The 19,287-nt window shown below is 63.1% G+C and carries 21 protein-coding genes; 14 read left to right on the top strand and 7 right to left on the bottom strand.

The window, feature by feature from the left end; genetic code table 11:
- Positions 1-37 precede the first annotated feature (37 nt).
- Together RAD10_RS33565 and RAD10_RS33560 are read right to left on the bottom strand one after the other, a co-directional pair.
- On the bottom strand, positions 38-382 hold the full coding sequence (locus RAD10_RS33565; RefSeq protein WP_461620775.1) for a response regulator: 345 nt from the start codon (positions 380-382) through the stop codon (positions 38-40).
- A 150-nt stretch (positions 383-532) separates the two neighbouring features.
- The gene (locus RAD10_RS33560) at positions 533-733 is read right to left on the bottom strand and encodes a hypothetical protein (RefSeq protein ID WP_461620774.1); all 201 of its coding nucleotides are present in this window, start codon (positions 731-733) and stop codon (positions 533-535) included.
- 457 nt (positions 734-1,190) lie between these two features.
- Between RAD10_RS33560 and RAD10_RS33555 the strand changes: the two genes are divergently transcribed.
- The gene (locus RAD10_RS33555; protein WP_461620773.1) at positions 1,191-1,529 is read left to right on the top strand and encodes a hypothetical protein; all 339 of its coding nucleotides are present in this window, start codon (positions 1,191-1,193) and stop codon (positions 1,527-1,529) included.
- A 147-nt stretch (positions 1,530-1,676) separates the two neighbouring features.
- Here the strand turns inward: RAD10_RS33555 and RAD10_RS33550 are convergent, their stop codons facing one another.
- Positions 1,677-2,624 (bottom strand): hypothetical protein, encoded by a 948-nt coding sequence (locus RAD10_RS33550; protein ID WP_461620772.1) that lies wholly within the window; start codon positions 2,622-2,624, stop codon positions 1,677-1,679.
- A 158-nt stretch (positions 2,625-2,782) separates the two neighbouring features.
- On the opposite strand from RAD10_RS33550, the gene RAD10_RS33545 reads away from it, so the two are divergent.
- The 7 genes from RAD10_RS33545 (at position 2,783) to RAD10_RS33515 (ending at position 8,231) form a co-directional block, all read left to right on the top strand.
- On the top strand, positions 2,783-3,604 hold the full coding sequence (locus tag RAD10_RS33545; RefSeq protein ID WP_461620771.1) for a M23 family metallopeptidase: 822 nt from the start codon (positions 2,783-2,785) through the stop codon (positions 3,602-3,604).
- Positions 3,605-3,622: 18 nt separating this feature from the next.
- Positions 3,623-4,006 carry a phage terminase large subunit gene (locus RAD10_RS33540; protein WP_442546809.1) on the top strand — a complete coding sequence of 128 codons (384 nt, stop codon included), beginning with the start codon at positions 3,623-3,625 and terminating at the stop codon, positions 4,004-4,006.
- A complete protein-coding gene (locus tag RAD10_RS33535; RefSeq protein ID WP_092260851.1) occupies positions 4,003-4,302 on the top strand; it encodes a hypothetical protein in 300 nt (99 codons plus the stop codon). Before RAD10_RS33540 ends, RAD10_RS33535 begins: the two co-directional genes overlap by 4 nt.
- 61 nt (positions 4,303-4,363) lie before the next feature.
- Complete coding sequence (locus tag RAD10_RS33530) at positions 4,364-4,792, top strand: GNAT family N-acetyltransferase (RefSeq protein ID WP_461620770.1); 429 nt, start codon at positions 4,364-4,366, stop codon at positions 4,790-4,792.
- A 240-nt stretch (positions 4,793-5,032) separates the two neighbouring features.
- Entirely contained in the window at positions 5,033-6,301 is a 1,269-nt protein-coding gene (locus RAD10_RS33525; RefSeq protein ID WP_461620769.1) for a CaiB/BaiF CoA transferase family protein, read from the top strand.
- Between the two features lie 151 nt (positions 6,302-6,452).
- On the top strand, positions 6,453-7,658 hold the full coding sequence (locus RAD10_RS33520) for an acyl-CoA dehydrogenase family protein (protein WP_461620768.1): 1,206 nt from the start codon (positions 6,453-6,455) through the stop codon (positions 7,656-7,658).
- A gap of 9 nt (positions 7,659-7,667) precedes the next feature.
- Positions 7,668-8,231 (top strand): flavin reductase family protein, encoded by a 564-nt coding sequence (locus tag RAD10_RS33515; protein WP_461620767.1) that lies wholly within the window; start codon positions 7,668-7,670, stop codon positions 8,229-8,231.
- A gap of 25 nt (positions 8,232-8,256) precedes the next feature.
- Here RAD10_RS33515 and RAD10_RS33510 read toward each other — a convergent pair whose 3' ends face one another.
- Positions 8,257-9,165: an NAD(P)-dependent oxidoreductase gene (locus RAD10_RS33510; protein WP_461620766.1), complete on the bottom strand. Its 909-nt coding sequence runs from the start codon at positions 9,163-9,165 to the stop codon at positions 8,257-8,259.
- 168 nt (positions 9,166-9,333) lie between these two features.
- Between RAD10_RS33510 and RAD10_RS33505 the strand changes: the two genes are divergently transcribed.
- The 6 genes from RAD10_RS33505 to RAD10_RS33480 all read left to right on the top strand — a co-directional run bounded on the left by RAD10_RS33505 (position 9,334) and on the right by RAD10_RS33480 (position 15,681).
- Positions 9,334-10,317 (top strand): ABC transporter substrate-binding protein, encoded by a 984-nt coding sequence (locus RAD10_RS33505; protein WP_461620765.1) that lies wholly within the window; start codon positions 9,334-9,336, stop codon positions 10,315-10,317.
- 74 nt (positions 10,318-10,391) lie between these two features.
- Positions 10,392-12,086 (top strand): dihydroxy-acid dehydratase, encoded by a 1,695-nt coding sequence (ilvD, locus tag RAD10_RS33500; protein ID WP_104461316.1) that lies wholly within the window; start codon positions 10,392-10,394, stop codon positions 12,084-12,086.
- 123 nt (positions 12,087-12,209) lie between these two features.
- Positions 12,210-13,055: an ABC transporter ATP-binding protein gene (locus tag RAD10_RS33495; protein WP_461620764.1), complete on the top strand. Its 846-nt coding sequence runs from the start codon at positions 12,210-12,212 to the stop codon at positions 13,053-13,055.
- Positions 13,052-13,837, top strand: a complete 786-nt coding sequence (locus RAD10_RS33490) for an ABC transporter permease (protein WP_028142596.1) — start codon at positions 13,052-13,054, stop codon at positions 13,835-13,837. Before RAD10_RS33495 ends, RAD10_RS33490 begins: the two co-directional genes overlap by 4 nt.
- Entirely contained in the window at positions 13,837-14,601 is a 765-nt protein-coding gene (locus tag RAD10_RS33485) for an ABC transporter permease (RefSeq protein ID WP_461620828.1), read from the top strand. Before RAD10_RS33490 ends, RAD10_RS33485 begins: the two co-directional genes overlap by 1 nt.
- A gap of 33 nt (positions 14,602-14,634) precedes the next feature.
- Complete coding sequence (locus RAD10_RS33480; protein WP_461620763.1) at positions 14,635-15,681, top strand: M29 family metallopeptidase; 1,047 nt, start codon at positions 14,635-14,637, stop codon at positions 15,679-15,681.
- Here the strand turns inward: RAD10_RS33480 and RAD10_RS33475 are convergent.
- Genes RAD10_RS33475 through RAD10_RS33465 form a run of 3 tightly spaced genes read right to left on the bottom strand, consistent with a single transcriptional unit; the run spans position 15,678 to position 19,285 of the window.
- On the bottom strand, positions 15,678-16,670 hold the full coding sequence (locus RAD10_RS33475) for a 3-hydroxybutyryl-CoA dehydrogenase (protein WP_461620762.1): 993 nt from the start codon (positions 16,668-16,670) through the stop codon (positions 15,678-15,680). The genes RAD10_RS33480 and RAD10_RS33475 overlap by 4 nt on opposite strands.
- 3 nt (positions 16,671-16,673) lie before the next feature.
- The gene (locus RAD10_RS33470) at positions 16,674-17,762 is read right to left on the bottom strand and encodes an NAD/NADP octopine/nopaline dehydrogenase family protein (RefSeq protein ID WP_461620761.1); all 1,089 of its coding nucleotides are present in this window, start codon (positions 17,760-17,762) and stop codon (positions 16,674-16,676) included.
- Positions 17,759-19,285, bottom strand: coding sequence for a class I adenylate-forming enzyme family protein (locus RAD10_RS33465; RefSeq protein WP_461620760.1), 1,527 nt, complete (start codon positions 19,283-19,285; stop codon positions 17,759-17,761). Before RAD10_RS33465 ends, RAD10_RS33470 begins: the two co-directional genes overlap by 4 nt.
- Positions 19,286-19,287 lie beyond the last annotated feature (2 nt).

Raw genomic sequence — 19,287 nt, 5'->3', positions numbered from 1 at the left:
CAATCTGCGGCGGGTTTTCCTTTGCGGCATTGGATGGTCAGCTGAGGCCGGTGGTCCGCTGCATGATGTCGGCGAGCTCCTCGAACGAAAACGGCTTCCTGATCATCGGAAGGCCGCCGCGCCGGGGCTCGCGACCCGACAATTGCAGCATCTTCAGCTCCGGGCGGACGCGCTTGGCCAGCTCGGCCAGTTCATGACCATCCATGCCGGGCATGTTGATGTCAGTGATGAGGATGGAGATGTCCCGGTTCTGCTCGAGCCGTTCGAGTGCATCAAGGCCGCTTTGGGCGCTGATCACCTCGCAGCCGAGATCTTCCAGCATGCCGACGATCACGTCGAGGACGGCGGGATCGTCGTCAACAACCAGGACAGTGCGGCTCATCGCAGGAACGTTCCTTCTGACGAGGCATTCAACGCGCCTCTCGTGGATTAAGTTCCCGCAAAGGCCCGGCCGCGTGGACAGATGTTTGCGGCCTCGGGCAAAACATCGGCGGTACGGCATCATCGAAACGCCCGCCGGGCGCCGGTCCGCCTAATCGTCCTTCGACAAATCGCCCGGCTTGGCGGGAATGTCGATGGTGCCGCCATCGCCGTGCACGAGATCGCGATCGCTCTCCTTTGTCTCGCCGGCGTCTTCGATGATCGCCTCCTGCGGCTCGCGCTCCTTGTCGATGCGCGGCTTGGCTCCGGGCAATTCTCGCGATGTCTCTGGTGACGTCATCTCAAATGTCATCTCACCGATCCTCCAGATCGGCTAACTTTCGCCGGGCCGGTAAGTTCGTTTGACGCGTCGGGCAAAACACTGGCAGAATGGCATCATCGAAAGAAGTTTGGTTTACCCGCGCGGAGCACATCCGCCGCGGGTTTTTTCGTCTCGGTTTTCGAGATCGGACGGCGGCGGCGCATTACGGCCACGCACTCGTCAAACCTGGAGCGCCGATCGGCGCGCCGCCGTCCGAACCATTGCCGGCCGAGCACGCGCGAACGTGCCGGCCCGCGGCGCCGGGACCAGTCGCCCGCGCCGCTGCGGTCTCCGGAAGATACGGAGATAGGGTTCGCGCCCGAAACGATCGCGCCTCGCCTGGCGCGATCTGCCGCGCATTTTCTTCTTATGGAGGGATGATGACTGCCTATCTGATATCGCTCGCGCTCGCGGGCCTGGTCGCAATCGTGCTGTGGGAGACGCTGTCGTGAGCGAGGACGTCGAATGCGAGCTTGCAAGCGAGCCGTCCCCCAAGCCCTCGGCCAGGAAGACGTCGAGGGCGCGGAGCCTGACCGAGATCCGCTCGCTGGCGCGCAGCCACACCAGGACGGCCCTCAGGGTTCTCGTCGGCATCATGCGCAGCGATGACGCGACACCGGCCGTGCGCCTTTCGGCGGCCAACGCCATCCTGGATCGCGGCTGGGGCAAGGCCGCACAGCCGATCGAGAACGGCGAAGACGGCGCGCCGGAATTGGTCCACCGGGTCGAGCGCGTCATCGTGCGCCCGGAAGACGCCGTCGAGGGCGATGCCGGTCCGAAGGCTTGAGCTGCCGGATATCTCGATCTGGTGTTCGTCTCGATCTTCGTCTGGTGCCGGGGTGGAGAATGCGGGCGAGAGAACGCCATCCTTGCTTATCCTTGGTCTTTCGTAAGTGCCCCTTTGCCCGACCTAAACACTCCAATACCGACGGTCCTAGTTCTTGCTCTGCTTGCTGGTCCGGCGCTGCCCGGCATAGGCGCGCTGCACCTGGTCGCTGCAATAGGACAGCTTTCGGCCATCGCCGGTGAAGTGTCCGTTGTTGATGATCCAGAGGATGACGGTCTTGTCGTCGATCTTCTTGAACATCAGGTTCTCGCGGTCCGGGGTCGTATCCACATTCTGTACGCTGACGGCGTCCCTGTCTGACGCCGGCTGCAATGTGCAGTCGGCGCCGATCCGGACCGTGTCGGGAAGCTGAACCCGCGCCTTTTCGATTTTGCAGATGTTCGAGGCTGTCGTGATCGATTTGCCGGAGAACGAAACGGTGGTGTCCTCGAACTTCGCGCAGCGGTCCTCGAAGTCGGGGCCGGCCGCCGCGTAAACGCCGTCCCGCGGGTGAGCGCCTTTCAGAGCTTGCTCCAGTTCGGCCTTCTGCTTTGCTTCCACCTTGGCCCTCAGTGTGGCTTCGGCAAGCGCGCGCTGGGTCTTCAGAGGGCAGTAGGCCGCACGCCAGGGAGAATCCTTGAGCTTCCCGTTCAAGCTCTTCTGAACGGAGATTGTCGCATCATCGATCCGCTTGACGAACATGACTTCGTTGAATTGCCTGTTCGCCCAGTTGGGATCGCGCGGGTTGAGGTTCTGCGCCAGATTGTAATCGTCGCAGATCATTTCAAACTTCAGCGAGCCCGGGCCAAGATCGATGATTCTCTTGACGTCGCAGCCCCATTCGGAACCGCTGACCGACTTTTCGCCGATCGTCATGTCGTTGCCTTCATCGCAGGACGACGCGAAATTCTTGCCGGGTTCGGCATAGGCGCCGGCCTTCGGACGCCATTTGTCGAATGCCGGTGCGGGGCGCTCTTGTGCGGTCGCAGCGCAGGCGAATGCGATCAGCGCCAGCATCGCATGATTTAGAATTCCGAGGACCGGTAAATTGCTCACGCCAGTCTCCGTGTCGAGCAGATTGCGTGGTCGCGCTCTGCGTGCCCTGCGGGCAACGTAGTTAGACAATTATCAATGGTTGAGCAAGTCGGCCGAGGTCGCACCATCCTGGCTGCGGGCGGGGTGTGCTGGCCTGCCTCTTTCGAATGGAGTTGGACATGTCCTGGGAAGATATGATGCGGAGGATCTTGCAGCCCGCCGGGCGCGTGTCTCCTCATGTGACCAGCGGATATGGCGTGACCGCGGACAGGCCGCGTGGCTCGTCCAATCCGCATCGAGGTATCGACTTCAACTATGTCGGTGGACGAGAGGCTCGTCTGAACAAGAGCAACCCGGCGGTGCGGTCGCCCGTCGACGGCGTGGTTGAGAACGCCGGTGAGGATAAGTGGGGAACGATCGCGATCAGAGACAAGAACGGCCTCCTTCATCAGATTCTCCACACCAACGCCAGACATGTGAAGATCGGCGATCCAGTCGCCGCGGGCCAGCTCATCGGAACTATGGGGAATACAGGCGTTTTCCGCAGGGACGGGACGCCGGGAGATCCGCATGTTCACTATCAGATCAAAGATCCTGAAGGACGTCTCATGGATCCCAGCGCGTTTGCCGATGCGTTGGGGTCATTCGACCCGAATCCGGCATCGCCAGCTTACATCCCTGAGTATCGGCAATATCTGCGGAATGCCCGCGCGGTGCCTGCATCGTCTCCTGAAGACGTGCGGATCCTAACGCGAATGCCTGCTGGAAGCCCGAGCCGATCCGCGTTCGACTCAAGGCCTCCAGAGGTCCCGAACGTCAGCTCCGCTTCCACGCTCCCGCTGGCCGCGCAGAAACAGTTAGGAGGGCTCTTCGGGCTTTGGCCGCCATTCTCTGAAAACGCGGCCTCTCCCGACCTGACCCAAACTCAGCAAGGGCAACCTGAAACTCCAAACACCGAAGACTGGTCCGCGATGTGGCGCAGGCGCACTGGCCTGCCCTAGGGCGAGCGAGCGTAGCCATTGTCCATCCTGAAAATTCCGACGGCGAAGATCTTCGAGCCGCTGCTCAAACCTGCGCGCTACAAGGGCGTTTACGGCGGGCGCGGCTCGGGCAAATCGCATTTCTTCGGCGAACTCCTGGTCGAGACCTGCCAGGCCGAGCGCGGCACGCTCGCGGTCTGCATTCGCGAGGCGCAGCGTTCGCTGGCGCAATCTTCCAAGCGTCTGATCGAAGGCAAGATCTCGAGCCTGCGCCTCGGCCACGGCTTCAAGCTGTTCAGCGACAAGATCGAGACGCCCGGCGACGGGCTCATCATCTTCCGCGGACTTCAGGCCAATCTGGTCGTCTCTTTCTATTTCGCCAAGCGCGGTTTCGAGAATGTTGCGAGGATCATCAAGCGGTGAAGATTCAAGACGAGGAGATCCGGGCGATTGTCGCGGAGACACTGGCCGAGCAGCACCGAGTTCAGCAGGAGAGCGTCGATGCCATCGTATTGAAGGCGGTGGCATCGGTCCTGGCCTCGTTCGGGATCGAAGACGATGACCGGAAAGAGCTCAGAGCTGACTTCCAGCACCTGCGGCGCTGGCGAAAGAGCGTGGAACAAGCGCAGAGCTACACCTTCAAGGCGGTGATCACAGTCATTGCGACCGGTCTGATGGGTGCGGTCTGGCTCGGTGTCAAGGTTGTGCTGGGCAAGTGAGCCTCGACCGCTACGGAGTCGCAGGTCGCGCACTCCCGATTACCCCGCCAATAGGTATCCCATGTACAGAATTCGTATCGTCGATGCGGACGATGATGAGACTGCCGAGATTCTCGGCGATTTGCACCGGCTGACATTCTTCGGTGGGGCGGCCCTGCCGCAGTTCGAATCGGGTACCTGGTGGCTCGCCTATCACGATGATGACGCGGTTGCCTTCGCCGGCGTTGTGCCGTCGACGCATGCGCGAAAAAGTGGATATTTTTGTCGGGTCGGCGTCTTGCAGCGGCATTGGGGGCGGGGACTTCAACTCAGGCTGATGCGAGCGATCGAGGCGCGAGGGCGGCGTCTCGGATGGGACAGCATCGTCTCCGATACGACGGACAATCCGGTATCTGCCAATAATTTCATCCATGCGGGTTATCGGCTGTACGAGCCCGAATCGCCCTGGGCCTGGTCGCATACGCTTTATTGGCGAAAGTGGCTGCGCTGAGCAATTGGAGTGGTTTCCCGTGATGCGGAACGTGACCTTCTCAGACTAGAATTGCTGCGCAAGATGCGCGCAGCCTCCATACGCTCAAATATCTAACGGCCCGGCAGCTTGACGCTGCCGGGCCGTTTTTGCGTTTTAGGTGAAGCGAGCGAGGCCCTTGCGAAGTTGGCGGCGCCGGGCTTTAAGTTTGCTCCTGCAGGAAATTCGGCGGCCATAAGCCGATGTAAGGGAGCGCTATCGATGCCGACCAAGCCTCAATTGCCGGAACGCTCGTCGCGAGCGACGGAAGGGCCGAGTGCGCTCGACGGTCTGCTGGTCATCGATTTCACGCGTGTCGTCGCCGGCCCGGCCTGCACGCAGACGCTCGCCGATTTTGGCGCGCACGTCATCAAGATCGAAAATCCCGACGGCGGCGACGACACGCGCGCCTACGAGCACGCCGAAATTGGCGGCGAAAGCGCCGCCTATCTCAGCCTGAACCGCAACAAGCGCGGCATTGCCCTCGACCTTGCCGTGCCGGAGGCCCGCGAGATCGCGCTGGATCTGATCCGCAAGGCGGATGTGGTCGTGGAGAATTTCTCGAGCGGGGTCATGAAGAAGTTCGGGCTCGACTATGACGCGGTCGCCCCGCTCAATCCCCGGCTGGTCTATTGCTCGATCTCCGCCTACGGACGCTCCGGACCGTTCGCCTCGCGCCCCGGTTTCGATCCCATCACGCAGGCGGAGAGCGGCTTCATGTCGCTCAACGGATTTGCCGATGGTCCGGCGGTTCGTACCGGCCCTCCCATCGTGGACATGGCGACGGGGATGTCTGCCTGTAACGCCATCCTGCTGGCGCTGTTGGCGCGGGATCGGCTTGGCCGCGGGCAGCATGTCGAAGTCGCCTTGTTCGACGTTGCGATGGGGATGACTGGCTTCTACGGCATTGCGTATCTCATCAACGGCGAAAATCCCGGCCGGTTCGGCAATTCACCCAGCGGGTCCCCCACCGTCGGCGTCTATGAGGCCTCCGATGGGCCACTCTACATGGCCTGCGCCAACGATCGGCTGTATCGCCGGCTCGTGGTCGAGGTGCTGAACCGGCCTGATCTCATCAACGATCCGCAGTTTGCCACGCGCAAGGCCCGTTCCGAAAACAAGGAGCTCTTGCGGGCAGCCATTGCGGAGGTCTTTGCCAGCGATACGCTCGAGAACTGGATGGCGAAAATGAAGCTGGCCAATATTCCGGTCGGCTATCTCCGGACGGTCGAGGAGGGGTTCAATGCGCCAGAGGCTCGCGAGCGCCATCGCTTGAGCCGCATTCCGCACCGTACAGCGGAATGGGTGCCCAACATGGAGCCGCCGATTACCATGAGCCTGACCGCCGCGATCGATCCCGTTGCGGCCCCGCTGTTAGGTGAGCATACCGAGGACGTCTTGTGCAGCGTGCTCGGTTATGACCAGCGTCGGATCGCGGAGTTTACCCGGAAGGGCGTCTTTGGCTCGGGCAAGCCCTCTACTCCGGTTTGAGCCGGTGCCGTCAGTCCCTGGCAACAGGCATCGCGCGGTATGGGAATCGATGCTTCGTGATGCCTGCTGCATTGGCTTGATTTGGTAAGGGGCCGGCCGCATAAATACGCCAAAGTGAGGGAAGCGAATGGCGCCTGGTCGAAAGCCGAGCATGGGTCAGCCCACCGGGCCGGAAGCCGGCGAACGCGCCTATGCGGCGATGATCGCGAAGGCCCGGGCCCTCGTGCCGCGACTACGAGAGCGGGCGGCGCGAACGGAGGAACTGCGGCATCTTCCGTCGGAAACCGAGATAGATCTCCATGAAGCTGGCCTGTTCCGGATGCTCCAACCGGCACGGATTGGCGGCGCCGAACTCGACTATGTCGCTCTTGTCGACTGCGCTGAACTGCTCGGACAGGCGGATGCGTCAGTAGCGTGGAATCTCGCCAATCTGGCGAGCCATCACTGGATGCTCGGCATGTTCGAGCAAAAGGCGCAGGATTTGGTCTGGGGCCGTGATCTGGATGCGCTGATCGCATCCTCGTTCATTTTTCCCGCCGGACGCGCCACGCGAGTCGAGGGCGGTTATCAGCTGCGCGGCAGCTGGCCATTCTCCTCCGGCGTTGCCTCCTGCGAATGGAACATGCTTGCAAGCGTGGTCTATTCCGACGACGAGGCGGACGGCATCGAGTATCGCATCTTTCTGCTGCCGAAAGGCGATTACAGCGTGCTGGACACCTGGAACGTCGCGGGACTGCGTGGGACGGGGTCCTGCGACGTGGAGGTCAGGGATGTCTTCGTGGCTGACCATATGACAGTCGCCGTCGGCGACCTCTCAGGCGGCCCGACGCCGGGAAGCACGGTCAATCCAAATCCGCTTTATGCGCTGCCCGTGTTCTCGCTGTTCCCATACGTCCTCTCCGGTGTCGCGCTGGGGAATGCGCAAGCGTGCCTCGACGATTATACGGAGGTCGCACGTCATCGTATTTCAACCTACAACCGGGCCAAATTGAGCGATTTTCAAAGCACCCAGATCAAGATCGCGGAGGCCTCGGCGAAGATCGACGCCGCGCGCCTGATCATGCGGTCGGCGTGCCTCGATGCCATGGAGGATGCGCGGCTTGGTCACATCCCTGGCATGGCGACCAAGACCCGTTATCGGCGCGACGGATCTTTTTCGGTGAACCTGTGCACGGACGCGGTCTCGATGCTGTTTGCCGCGAGCGGCGCGCGCGGTCTGTTCACGACCGGCGTGTTGCAGCGGCAATTCCGCGATGCGCACGCGGTCAACTCGCATCTCGCATTCAATTTCGATGCGGCCGGGACCAACTATGGACGGGTGGCGCTGGGCCTGCCGTCCGAAAATCTCACGCTGTGAGGCCGGCCGATGAATGATCTGCCGCAGCAGCCCGGCGCTCCCGATCCCGCCAACGAGTTCGCGAGCGACAGCTCGTCGATCGATCCTCGCGACTTTCGCAACGCGCTCGGAACCTATGCAACGGGCGTAGCGATCATCACGGCCGCTGCGCCTGACGGCAAACCGTACGGACTGACTTGTAATTCGTTCGCCTCCGTCTCGCTGAACCCTCCGCTTGTCCTGTGGAGCCTGGTCGTCTATTCCGCTAGTCTGACCATCTTCCAGAACGCCAGCCATTTCACCGTCAACGTGCTTGGTGCTTCGCAGCAGGCGCTTGCGACAAAATTCGCCAAGTCGTCGGACGACAAGTTCACGGGTGTGGACTGGGCGCCGGGCCTCGGCGGAGCGCCGGTGCTTGCGGAGAGCGTCGCCAACTTTCAATGCCGCTCCGTGAATCGCTACTATGGCGGCGACCACGTGATTTTTCTCGGCGCGGTCGAGGCCTATACTTACAGTGCGAGGGAGCCGCTGCTCTTCGCCCGCGGGGCGTTCGGCCGATTCCTCGCAGATGACGAGCGCAAGACGTCGCCTTGACGTGCGTCAAATCGCGCTCGACAGCTTAGCGCTCCGCCGCTGAAAGCTTGTAAATCTCCAGCGCGTCCGCTTCCGCGCCGCGCGCGGCCTTGGCCAGCCTGAAAAGTTGTCCTGCAAGAGAGGCCATCGGCACCGGTGTCGATGTCGCCTGCGCGACGTCGGCGACCGTATCGAGATCCTTGAGCATCGTGGCAATGTGACCGAGCGGGGGCGAGTGAATGCCCTCCACCATTCTGGGCACGAAAAGCTGAAGCGGGATCGAGTCCGCGAAGCCGCCGGCGAGTGCTTCGGGCAGGCGATTGGCGTCAATACCGGCGTTGACGGCCAGGCGCGTGGCTTCTGCAAGCACGGCCATCGCGCATCCCACGATCACCTGATTGCAGAGTTTCGTGGTCTGGCCGGCGCCGGTCGGGCCCATGTGGGTGAACCTGCGCGCCATGGCCAGCACGTAAGGGCGTACCCTCTCGATCTCGTCTGCTTCTCCGCCGGCCATGATCGCAAGGGTACCTTCCTCGGCGCCCTTCGTTCCGCCGGAAACCGGTGCATCGATCCAGCCGGCGCCATTGGCGGCTTTCAATCGCTTTGCTAGATCGCGGGCGGCGTCGGGATGTATCGACGAGAAGTCGACGACAAGCTTGCCTGCGCCGGGCGCTGCCGCGAGCCCCTCAGGCCCGAAGATCACCTCCTCGACGGCCGCGGCATCCGTCACGCACATGAAGGCGATATCGGCGTTCGTCAGGAGATCACGAGGCGTGGCTGCGCGCCTGGCTCCGGCCTCGGCGAGCGGAGCCACCTTGCCCTCCGAACGGTTCCAGACAGTGACCTGATAGCCGGCCTTGAGCAGACGTCGGGTCATCGGCGTTCCCATCAGGCCAAGGCCGAGATAGCCGAGCCTGTCGACGCCTTGCGGGTTTGCCTTGCTCGCATCAGCCATAGGTTGCCTCCTTCTGCCGCAGCGCGACGTGGCTTTACCATACATTGCGTATCGGACCCCAAAACCGCCGCGCTCGCATGGCTTGCCTGATTGTTTGAACCATGAAAGATTTGAGCCCGGTCGGGGTTGGATGGCGCCGGTCGGCGCCGGAGCAGCGGAGTGGGCACGATGCGAACCGTTTCGAGATGGATCCTGGCTTTGGGGGCGACAGCGGCCGTGAGCGCGGGGGCAAGCCCGTCATGGGCGCAGCAGACGATCCGCGTCGGCTGGACGATCCCGGCCGAGGAATCGAAGTACTGGATGATGCGCCGCCCGGTCGAGTTTCCCAGCATCGGCAAGACCTACAATATCGAATGGACACAATTCCAGGGCACCGCGCCGATGACGCAGGCCCTGGCAGCCGGCGCACTCGACTGCGCGACGCAAGCGCCGCTGTCGCTCGCCAATGGTGTGGTCGGCGGCAATCTCAAAGCCTACATCGTGGCGCAGCACGTGTTCGAGAAGCCCGGCGGCTTCTCGGTCTACTGGGCCGTCATGGATGACTCGCCCATCAAGACGATCGCTGATCTCAAGGGCAAGACGGTCGGCATTTCCGTGATCGGCGGCGGTACGCAAGGCCCGTTCAACCTGCTCCTGAAGCAGAATGGCGTCGATCCAGCCAAGGACATCAAGCTGGTCGAGGTCGGCTTTGCCGTCTCCGAGGATGCGCTGCGCCAAGGCCGCGTCGATGCGGTGAATATGAACCAGCCGTTCGCCGCGCGGGCCGAGGCAAAGGGCGGCACAAGGAAGCTCTTCTCGCTGTCGCAGGCCATGCCGAACATCGTGCACATCCTGGAGGCCTGCCGCGCCGATTTCGTCGACAAGAACCCCGAGTTGGTCAAGACCTATGTCCGCGACATCACCTCGGGCATGAAGAAGGCGCTGGCGAACCGCGAGGAGACTCTCAAGGTCGTCAATGAAGTGCTGAAGGCGCCGCTCCCGGTGCTCGAGACCTACCTGCTCAAGGATAACGATTTCGGCCGTGATCCAGGTGCAGCGCCCAACTTCCCCGCAATCCAGAAGATGCTGGACATCTACGCCGAGACCGGAATGCTGCCGAAACTGGATGTCGCGCAGTTCAAGCATCCGACGATCGTTGCTCCGCTGCAATAGGCGAGCGAACGATCCGAACGTGGAGTTTGCGGCGTCCCGGATGATCCGGGACGTGGCACGAAGAAGATGCACGTATGAAGAAGTTGCGATCACGCGTCACCACAGACGGCCTCGACCGGGCTCCGCACCGCGCATTCATGCGCGCGATGGGGCTCGACGACGCTGCGATTGCCAAGCCGATGGTGGGCGTCGTCAGCATGAAGGGCGAGCAGACGCCCTGCAACATGACCCACGATTTTCAGGTGGCCGCGGCCAAGACGGGTATCGAAGAGGCCGGCGGCACGCCGCGCGAATTCTCGACGGTGTCGGTCTCTGACGGCATCAGCATGAACCACGAGGGAATGAAGTTCTCGTTGTTTTCGCGTGAACTGATCGCCGACTCGATTGAGGCAGTCGTCCATGGTCTGGCCTACGATGCGCTGATCGGATACGGCGGGTGCGACAAGACGCTTCCCGGCGTGATGATGGGCATGGTTCGCTGCAACGTGCCCTCCATCTTCATCTACGGCGGCAGTTCGCTGCCGGGCCGCGTGGATGGGCGCACGCTGACGGTGCTCGATTCCTATGAGGCTGTCGGCAGCTTCATGACTGGTGAGATCGATGGCGCCACGCTCGAGCGGATCGAGCGTGCCTGCTTGCCGACGATCGGCGCCTGCGCCGGCCAGTTCACCGCCAACACCATGGGAATGGTCTCGGAGGCGATGGGCCTGACCATTCCCAACGTTTCGATGGTGCCCGGTATCTATGCCGAGCGTGCGCAGATATCGCGGCGCGCCGGACGCCTGATCATGGAGATGCTGGAACGCGGCGGGCCGCTGCCACGCGACATCGTGACGCGGAAATCCCTCGAGAACGGCGCGGCGATCGTTGCGGCGACCGGTGGTTCGACCAACGCCGCGCTGCATCTGCCGGCGATCGCGAACGAGGCCGGCATTGCATTCACGATCGATGATGTGGGCGAGGTGTTCGCCAGGACACCGTTGATCGGAAATCTGCGCCCCGGCGGCAAATACACCGCAAAGGATGTCTATGACATCGGTGGCGCGGCGGTCGTGATCCGTGAGCTGATCCAGAGCGGGCACATCGATGGCGGCTGCCTGTCCATCACCGGCCGGACACTTGCCGAAGAGTATGGCACCGCCAACGCGCCCGATGGAGAAGTCGTATACGCGGCGGGCGCGCCGATCATGCCTGACGGCGGCGTGGCGGTGCTGAAGGGAAATCTTTGTCCCGACGGTGCGGTGATCAAGGTCGCAGGTTTGAAGAGTCAATTCTTCGAAGGCGTGGCGCGCGTTTTCGAGGACGAGGAAGCCTGCGTCGCGTCGGTTCGTGACCGCAGCTACAAGGCGGGCGAGGTTCTCGTCATCCGCAATGAGGGGCCGGTCGGCGGCCCCGGCATGCGCGAGATGCTCGGCGTCACCGCCTTGATCTACGGGCAGGGCATGGGCGAAAAGGTCGCCCTGATCACCGATGGCCGTTTCTCTGGCGCGACCCGCGGCATGTGCATCGGCTACGTAGCCCCCGAAGCATTTGTTGGCGGTCCGCTGGCGCTCGTTCGCGACGGTGACAGGATCCGGATCGATGCCGCAAACCGGCGGATGGATGTGCTGCTCGATGAACAGGAACTCACCGCGCGGCGACGAGATTGGAAGCAACGTCCGCCGCGTCACCGTGCGGGCGCGCTCGCAAAATATGCGCGACTGGTTGGGCAGGCGCCGGGCGGAGCCGTTACGCACGAAGGCCCGGCAGAGTGGCCGTGGTTCGAATGACGCACCGCACGGGTGCGAAAACGACCGCCTGTCTGGCAGGTTTCTTGCTAAGCTCGTGCCGCTGACGGAGAACGTTCAGCAGGTTCGTCGAGGAATGTTCGCGCGAGTGAGACGAGAGACGGGATGACGGTAGTGCCTGCGAGATCGAGCGAATGGGTGAGACCGGTGAGATCACAAGAGCCGGCTTCTGCAATCATCGAGATCGACCGCGTCTCGCAGGTCTTTCAGACTTCGGCGCGCAAGGATCATGTGGCGCTTTCGGACATCTCGCTGACGATCGAGGAGGGCGCCTTCGTCTCCATCCTCGGTCCGTCCGGCTGCGGCAAGTCGACACTGCTTTATATCGTCGGCGGTTTCGTCAGCCCGACCAGCGGCTCGGCGAAGATCAAGGGACATGCGATCACGGGTCCCGGTCCGGATCGCGGACCGGTGTTCCAGGAGTTTGCCCTGTTCCCCTGGAAGACCGTGCTGGGCAATGTGATGTATGGCCCGCGTCAGCAAGGAGTGCGCGCCGCCGAGGCGGAAGCGCTGAGCCTGGCCTTGATCGAGATGGTTGGCCTCAAGGGCTACGAGAGTTTCTACCCCAAGGAATTGTCGGGCGGCATGAAGCAGCGCGTGGCGCTGGCGCGGACGCTCGCCTACCACCCGGAAGTGCTGTTGATGGACGAGCCGTTCGGTGCGCTCGACGCGCACACAAGGACGCGCCTGCAGAACGACCTTCTCAACATCTGGGAGCGTGACCGCAAGACGGTGCTGTTCGTCACCCATTCGGTGGACGAGGCCGTCTTTCTCTCGGATAAAGTCGTGATGATGTCTAAATCGCCCGGCCGCATCCGTGAGGTCATCGACATCGATCTGCCGCGACCGCGCCGCCGCAACGAGCTGTTGCTCGACCCGCGCTATCAGAAGTACATCGTCGATATCGAGCGCATGTTCGATGAAAGCGACGAAGCCGGGCCGGCGTCATGATGTCGTCGGCCACCTTGATCAGACGGGCCGCTCCGGTGCTGGCCTGCATCGGATTGCTGGCCGTGTGGCAGGTTGCGTCGCTTGCGCTCAAGAACGACAGCTTCCCGACGGCAACCGAGGCGATCAGGGCAATTCCGGATATTCTCGGCGACAAGGAATCCCTGATCAACATCCTGGCCTCGCTTCGCCGCATGGCGATCGGGTTCGGTGTGGCGGTGCTGGTTTCGATTCCGCTGGGCCTATTGATGGGACGCAGCCGGGGCGTTGCGGCCTTTTTCAATCCGCTCCTGATGGTGATTTATCCGGTGCCGAAGGCCGCCTTGATGCCGATCATCATGCTTTGGCTGGGCGTCGGCGACGTCACCAAGACATTGGTGATCTTCCTGGGCGTCAGCCTCCCCGTGATCTATCACAGCTTCGAGGGTGCCAAGGCTGTCGAAGAGAAGATGCTGTGGTCGGGTGCCGCGATGGGGCTTTCGCCGGCACAGCGCCTGGTGCGGATCGTGTTGCCCGCGGCGCTGCCGGAGATCCTGACCGGCTGTCGCACGGGACTGGTGCTGGCGCTGATCACGATGATCACCAGCGAGATGATCGCCCGCCAGTCCGGCGCCGGCAACATACTGTTCAATGCGCTCGACATGGGCCAATACGACACCGTCTTTGCGATGATCATCATCGTGGGTGCAATGGGAATCTGCCTCGACGCGATTTTTGAAAGGGTTCGTGCCAGGCTCGTGCGTTGGTCCGAGCCGCAGTTCGACATGCCGCTGAGCTTCTCGTGATGTCGCGCCTTCTCTCCGCAAACGTCCTTCTCGGCATTGCCCCGATCGTGCTGGTCATCGCGTTGTGGCAAGGCCTGGTGTCATTCGGATTCGCGCCCGCGGTCTTGCTGCCGCCGCCGGGCTTCGTCTTCAGTCGGCTGCTCCAGCAACTCGTGACGTGGACGTTTCAGCAGGAGATCGCCGCAACCCTGATCCGGCTGTTTGCAGGGTTCGCGATTGCGGTCGTGCTGGGTGTCAGTGTCGGCATTGCCGCCGCCGCCAATCCGGCGATCAATGCCGTGGTTCGGCCGATCGTCCGCGTATTGGCCCCGCTGCCCAAGGTCGCGCTCTATCCGGCACTCCTGCTGTTGCTTGGATTCGGCCACGGGTCGAAGATCACATTGGTGGCCGCGGACGCGCTCTTTCCCATTCTGCTCTCGACCTATTACGGCGCGTCGACCGTCGAACAGAAGCTGATCTGGTCGGCGATGGCGGCGGGAACGCCGCGCTACGAAATCCTCTTCAAGGTGGTGCTTCCGGCGGCGATGCCGTCGATCCTGACCGGATGCCGGATCGGGCTTGTCATTTCCTGCATCGTGGTGTTTCTGGCCGAGATGATCACGTCGACGGACGGATTGGGGCACGCGCTCGTGACCGCGGCGCGAACCTTCCAGGCCGTCGACATGTTCGTGCCGCTGATCACGATCTCGCTGCTGGGCCTGATCTTGAATGGCCTGCTCGGGGCGCTGCGCTCGTACCTGTTGCGAGGCTTTCCCGAGGCATGAACTGACAAGAAACCAGAAGACCGGGAGTGAACCATGCTGGCTGATCGCATCGAGGCAAAATGGATCGACGCATTTTGCGAGATCTTTGAACGTTGCGCCGTCAAGGCCGGCGATACCGCCGCGATCCTCTCGGAAACCCAGTCGCGTGCGTTGAATGTGCATCTGGCGGAACTCGCGCTGCTACGCATGGGCGCGCGGCCGTTTCACGTGGTGATGCCGACACCACGCAACCGGAATATCGTTCCGGTTCGCTCAACGGGGGCGAGCGAAGCGATCCAGAAGCTTGGACCGGTCATCACCGCGCTTCAGCAGGCCGGCTTCGTGGTGGATTGCACCATCGAGGGCCTGATGCACGCGGTGGAGACGCCGGAGATCCTCAAGGCCGGCGCGCGGATCCTGGTGATCTCGAACGAGCATCCCGAGGCGCTGGAGCGGATGGTGCCGGATCCCGCGCTCGAGAAGCGCGTCCGTGCGGCGGCCAAGATGCTGCGGGGGACCAAGCGGATGCGGGTGACGTCGAAGGCCGGCACGGCGCTCGATGTCGATATGGTCGGCGCCTCCACGGTCGGTGTGTGGGGCTGGACCGACAAGCCCGGCACGCTGGCGCATTGGCCTGGTGGAATCGTCGTCAGCTTCCCCAAGAGCGGGACGATCAACGGCACGCTGGTGATGGCGCCGGGCGACATCAACCTGACCTTCAAGCGCTATCTGACCTCGCCGGTGAAGATGACGCTGAAGGACGATTATGTCGTCGAGCTGGAAGGCGAGGGCACGGATGCCGGGATGATGCGTGCCTATCTCGCTGCCTGGGGCGATCGCGAGGCCTACGCCGTCTCGCATGTCGGTTTCGGCATGAACCCCGGCGCGCGTTATGAAGCGCTGTCGATGTATGATCAGCGCGACACCAACGGCACCGAGATTCGGGCCGTCTCCGGCAATTTCCTGTTCTCGACCGGCGCGAACGAATTCGCCGGCCGCTACACGGCGGGGCATTTCGATCTGCCGATGATGGGAACGACCATCGAGCTCGATGGCGTCGCGGTCGTTCGCGAAGGCGTGTTGCAGGACGTCTTCGGCTAATTGCGGTCGAGCACGGGTGGACGCGCCAGGTCGAAGTGGCGCAGCAGATCCACCATGGCTTGAAGCCGTTTTGCGCGATAGGCGTCAACGTCCATGCCCGAATAGTCGAGAAAGCCCGCGCCCGTGCGCAAGCCGATCCGGCCTTCATGCATGTTGCGTGAGATGACGTCCGGCGTGCGGTAACGGTCGCTGCCGAGCGCGCCTTCGAGATAGCGACTGGCGTAGTACAATATATCGCCGCCACCCCAGTCGATGAATTCGAGCAGTCCGAGCACGGCGTAGCGGAAGCCAAAACCGTAGCGGATCGCCTTGTCGATCTCCTCGGCGCTGGCGACGCCCTCCTCGACCATGCGTGCGGCCTCGTTCATCGCCAGCGCCTGGATGCGCGGAACGATGAAGCCGGGCGTCGCCGCACAGACGACCGGGACCTTGCCGATGCCTTCGAGCAGCCCCTTGACCTCGTCGACGATGACGGGGTCGGTGGCTCTGCCGGGCGAAACCTCGACCAGCGGGATCAGATAGGCCGGGTTGAGCCAATGCACGTTGAGGAAGCGGCGAGGATTCACGATCGCGCCGGAGAGATCATCGACGAGAATAGTCGACGTCGTCGATGCAACGATCGTGTCGGGTCGGACCTGCCGTGAGGCTGACCCAAGCACCTCGCGCTTGAGCTCGACGACCTCCGGGACTCCTTCGAAAACCATACCGGCGTCGGAGAGCGCTGCCTCGCTCTGGCTGGCGGGCACCACCGAGACGCGCGCGATGAGCGGATCGACATCGGCCTCCGTCAGCAGCCCCAGCTTGGACAGGCTGGCAAAGGTCTTCGTGACCTCGCCGAGCGCGTCGGCCTCAAGCTTGGCGAAATCTTCTGCGCTACGGGCCTTGACGTCGATCATTGTGACCTTGTGCCCGGCGTAGGCAAACGCGACGGCGATGCCGCGTCCCATGCGGCCAGCCCCCAGACAGACGATATCGGCGCGATTGGTCATCGGTCAGAATCCATTGCGAAGTAGTGTCTGCAATTCGGCCTTGCTGAGATTGTCGAGCCCCAGCGTCTCAAGCGTTCGGCCACCTCGCGCAAAATCCTCGCCGCAGACCGCGCCGCCGATCGACAGGAACGCTTTGGCGAGCGGCGTGGCCACGCCAGCCAGGCCGGCGACGGAGACCAGCAGCGACAGCCCAAGCCGCAGGTCCTCACGCATGTAGCGGTGCTCCGTCAGCACGATCCGTTCGCGCCAGTCCCCTGAATCCGTCAGCCGGTCATGCGAGCCGCGGCCATACATCCAGATCTCGCCCTCTTTCGCATAGTGATGAGCAAGCGGGAAATGCGGTGCGCCATAGCCGAGCGCTTCGCGCACGGCAATCCGCTCGGCATCAAGCGCGTCGGTCACCCGGCGGATCGCGGCCTGCGTGCCTTCCTTGTGAATGTCCCAGCGCTCGAAATGTTCGATTGGACCGGCATTCATCATGATCAGCGGCGGATGGATGATCGGCCCTGCATTCATCAGCGCACCGGACAGCGCGTCTCCGCACGGCTCGATCGTATCGGGGAAAGCGCGTCCGATGACCTCGAGCGCATGGGGTGCCCGGTCGAGCGGGAACACGCCGACTGGAAGCCGCTTGGCGCGGATGGTGATCGCGACCTCGAACGGTCCGTGCTTGCGGGTGAGCCACGGCAGTGTGCCGGTTTCGGCAAAGCTTGCCTTGGCCTGGTTCCCGGCTTCCCGCGCAGCCTCTGCGAAGATCATCGAGCCGAATGTCGCTGGCGGCAGAAAGACGACCTGACCGTCCCGCAGATGCGGGGCGAGCAGGCGGGCGATGTCGGTCTGTGCGAAGGCAGGCGCGGGGCACAGGATCAGCTCGGTGCCGTTGACAGCTTCGGCGATGTCGGTCGTGACCAGCGCGAGCTTCACGTCGTTGCGGCCGCTGTGGTCCTTAACCAGGATGCGCGAGCCGGCGGCGCGATGTGCCGCGACCTGATCGGCATCGCGGCGCCAGAGCCGCACTTCATGCCCAGACAGCGCAAAATCGCCGGCGGCCGCGAAAGAGCCGTTTCCCCCGCCCAGAACTGCAATCTTCAAGATGCTTCTCCTTGCGCGCGGGACTGCGCATCGAGCTGCTTCAGCAGGAAATGCTGGACCTTGCCCAGCGCGGTGCGCGGCAGGTCGGTGACGAAGACGATGTCACGCGGCACCTTGTAGCGTGCGAGTTGCGCCTGGAGATGAGCTCTCAGCTCGTTCGCTTCGGGCCGGCAGCCGGATCGGGGGATGACATAAGCGATCGGCACCTCGTCCCAGCGCGGGTCCGGCCGGCCGATCACGGCGCATTCGCTGACATCGGGATGTTCGAGCAGGACGCGCTCGACCTCGGCCGGATAGACGTTTTCTCCGCCTGAAATGATCAAGTTCTTCTTGCGGTCGCGGACCCAGAAATAGCCGTCGGCGTCGCACAGGCCGATGTCGCCGGTGCGGTACCAGCCGTCGTGCAACGCATCGCGCGTTGCCGCCTCGTTGCCCCAATATTCGAAGAACACGTTGGGTCCGCACACCGCGATCTCGCCCGGCGTGCCCGCAGGCACTTCGTTGCCAGCCTGATCGATGATTTTTGCCTCGCAGCACAGGCCGGCAAGGCCAGTCGATCCCGCCGGCGAAAGGTCGCCGCCGAGCCGCGTGTAGACGGCGATCGGGCAGGTTTCCGTCGAGCCGTAGACCTGAAGCACCGGCACATCGCGTGCGACGAAACGCTCGATCAGATGCGGCGGCACGATGGTCGAGCCGGTGGCGACGGCCTTGAGTGACGAAAGATCAGTGGCCGCCCAGGCAGGATGCTCGCTCACCGCCTGGATGATCGCAGGCACCATGACCGTGAGTGTCGGCCGCTCCTGTTCGATGGTCGCGAGCGCGGTATCCGGCGTGAAGCGCGCGTGGACCGAGACGGTCGCGCCAAGCTGCAGCGCCGGCGTGGTCTGGATGTTGAGGCCGCCGACGTGGAAGAATGGCAGCACGGTCAGCACGTGGTCATCGGACGTCATGTTGTGCATGTGCTGGCTCATGACGCCGTTCCAGAACAGCGCCTCCTGGCGCAGCACCGCGCCTTTCGGCCGCCCGGTTGTTCCCGATGTGTAGACGATCAAGAGTGGGCAGGAGAGATCGGTGTGCGGATTTCGGCTGCTGCCGTCGCTGTGCGCCAGCAGGCTTTCGAATGTCGTGCCGCGAGATGGCGTGAAGTCGAGGCCGACGACGGACGCCCCCGGCGCAAGCTCGGGGAGAACTCCTTCGAAGGCCCGTTCGAGCACCAGCACCTTGGCGCCTGCATCGGTGAGAATGAAGAGCTGCTCGGCGACGGCGAGCCGCCAGTTCAGCGGCACCAGTATCGCGCCAAGTCGCGCGCATGCGTAGAGCAGAACCAGATAGTCCGGCCGGTTCAGGCTCAGGATGGCGACGCGGTCGCCGCGGCCGACGCCGAGCTCCTGCTTCAAGGCCGTCGCGGTGCGTTCGATGCGTGCGGCGAACGCCGCATAGCTCAGCCGTTCGCCTTCGAAGGCAATGGCTGTCTTGTCTGGCGCGAACGCCGCATTGCGATCGATCAGACTGCAGAGGTCCACCG

The organism is Bradyrhizobium sp. 23AC (assembly GCF_054863025.1).
This window is presented reverse-complemented; position numbering and strand designations above follow the sequence as displayed.

Bases quoted from the DNA above. Each gene is read 5' to 3' on its own strand.
- RAD10_RS33565 (WP_461620775.1), bottom strand. From the start codon at position 382: ATGAGCCGCACTGTCCTGGTTGTTGACGACGATCCCGCCGTCCTCGAC.
- RAD10_RS33560 (WP_461620774.1), bottom strand. From the start codon at position 733: ATGACATTTGAGATGACGTCACCAGAGACATCGCGAGAATTGCCCGGA.
- RAD10_RS33545 (WP_461620771.1), top strand. From the start codon at position 2,783: ATGTCCTGGGAAGATATGATGCGGAGGATCTTGCAGCCCGCCGGGCGC.
- RAD10_RS33530 (WP_461620770.1), top strand. From the start codon at position 4,364: ATGTACAGAATTCGTATCGTCGATGCGGACGATGATGAGACTGCCGAG.
- RAD10_RS33525 (WP_461620769.1), top strand. From the start codon at position 5,033: ATGCCGACCAAGCCTCAATTGCCGGAACGCTCGTCGCGAGCGACGGAA.
- RAD10_RS33520 (WP_461620768.1), top strand. From the start codon at position 6,453: ATGGGTCAGCCCACCGGGCCGGAAGCCGGCGAACGCGCCTATGCGGCG.
- RAD10_RS33515 (WP_461620767.1), top strand. From the start codon at position 7,668: ATGAATGATCTGCCGCAGCAGCCCGGCGCTCCCGATCCCGCCAACGAG.
- RAD10_RS33510 (WP_461620766.1), bottom strand. From the start codon at position 9,165: ATGGCTGATGCGAGCAAGGCAAACCCGCAAGGCGTCGACAGGCTCGGC.
- RAD10_RS33505 (WP_461620765.1), top strand. From the start codon at position 9,334: ATGCGAACCGTTTCGAGATGGATCCTGGCTTTGGGGGCGACAGCGGCC.
- ilvD (WP_104461316.1), top strand. From the start codon at position 10,392: ATGAAGAAGTTGCGATCACGCGTCACCACAGACGGCCTCGACCGGGCT.
- RAD10_RS33495 (WP_461620764.1), top strand. From the start codon at position 12,210: ATGACGGTAGTGCCTGCGAGATCGAGCGAATGGGTGAGACCGGTGAGA.
- RAD10_RS33490 (WP_028142596.1), top strand. From the start codon at position 13,052: ATGATGTCGTCGGCCACCTTGATCAGACGGGCCGCTCCGGTGCTGGCC.
- RAD10_RS33485 (WP_461620828.1), top strand. From the start codon at position 13,837: ATGTCGCGCCTTCTCTCCGCAAACGTCCTTCTCGGCATTGCCCCGATC.
- RAD10_RS33480 (WP_461620763.1), top strand. From the start codon at position 14,635: ATGCTGGCTGATCGCATCGAGGCAAAATGGATCGACGCATTTTGCGAG.
- RAD10_RS33475 (WP_461620762.1), bottom strand. From the start codon at position 16,670: ATGACCAATCGCGCCGATATCGTCTGTCTGGGGGCTGGCCGCATGGGA.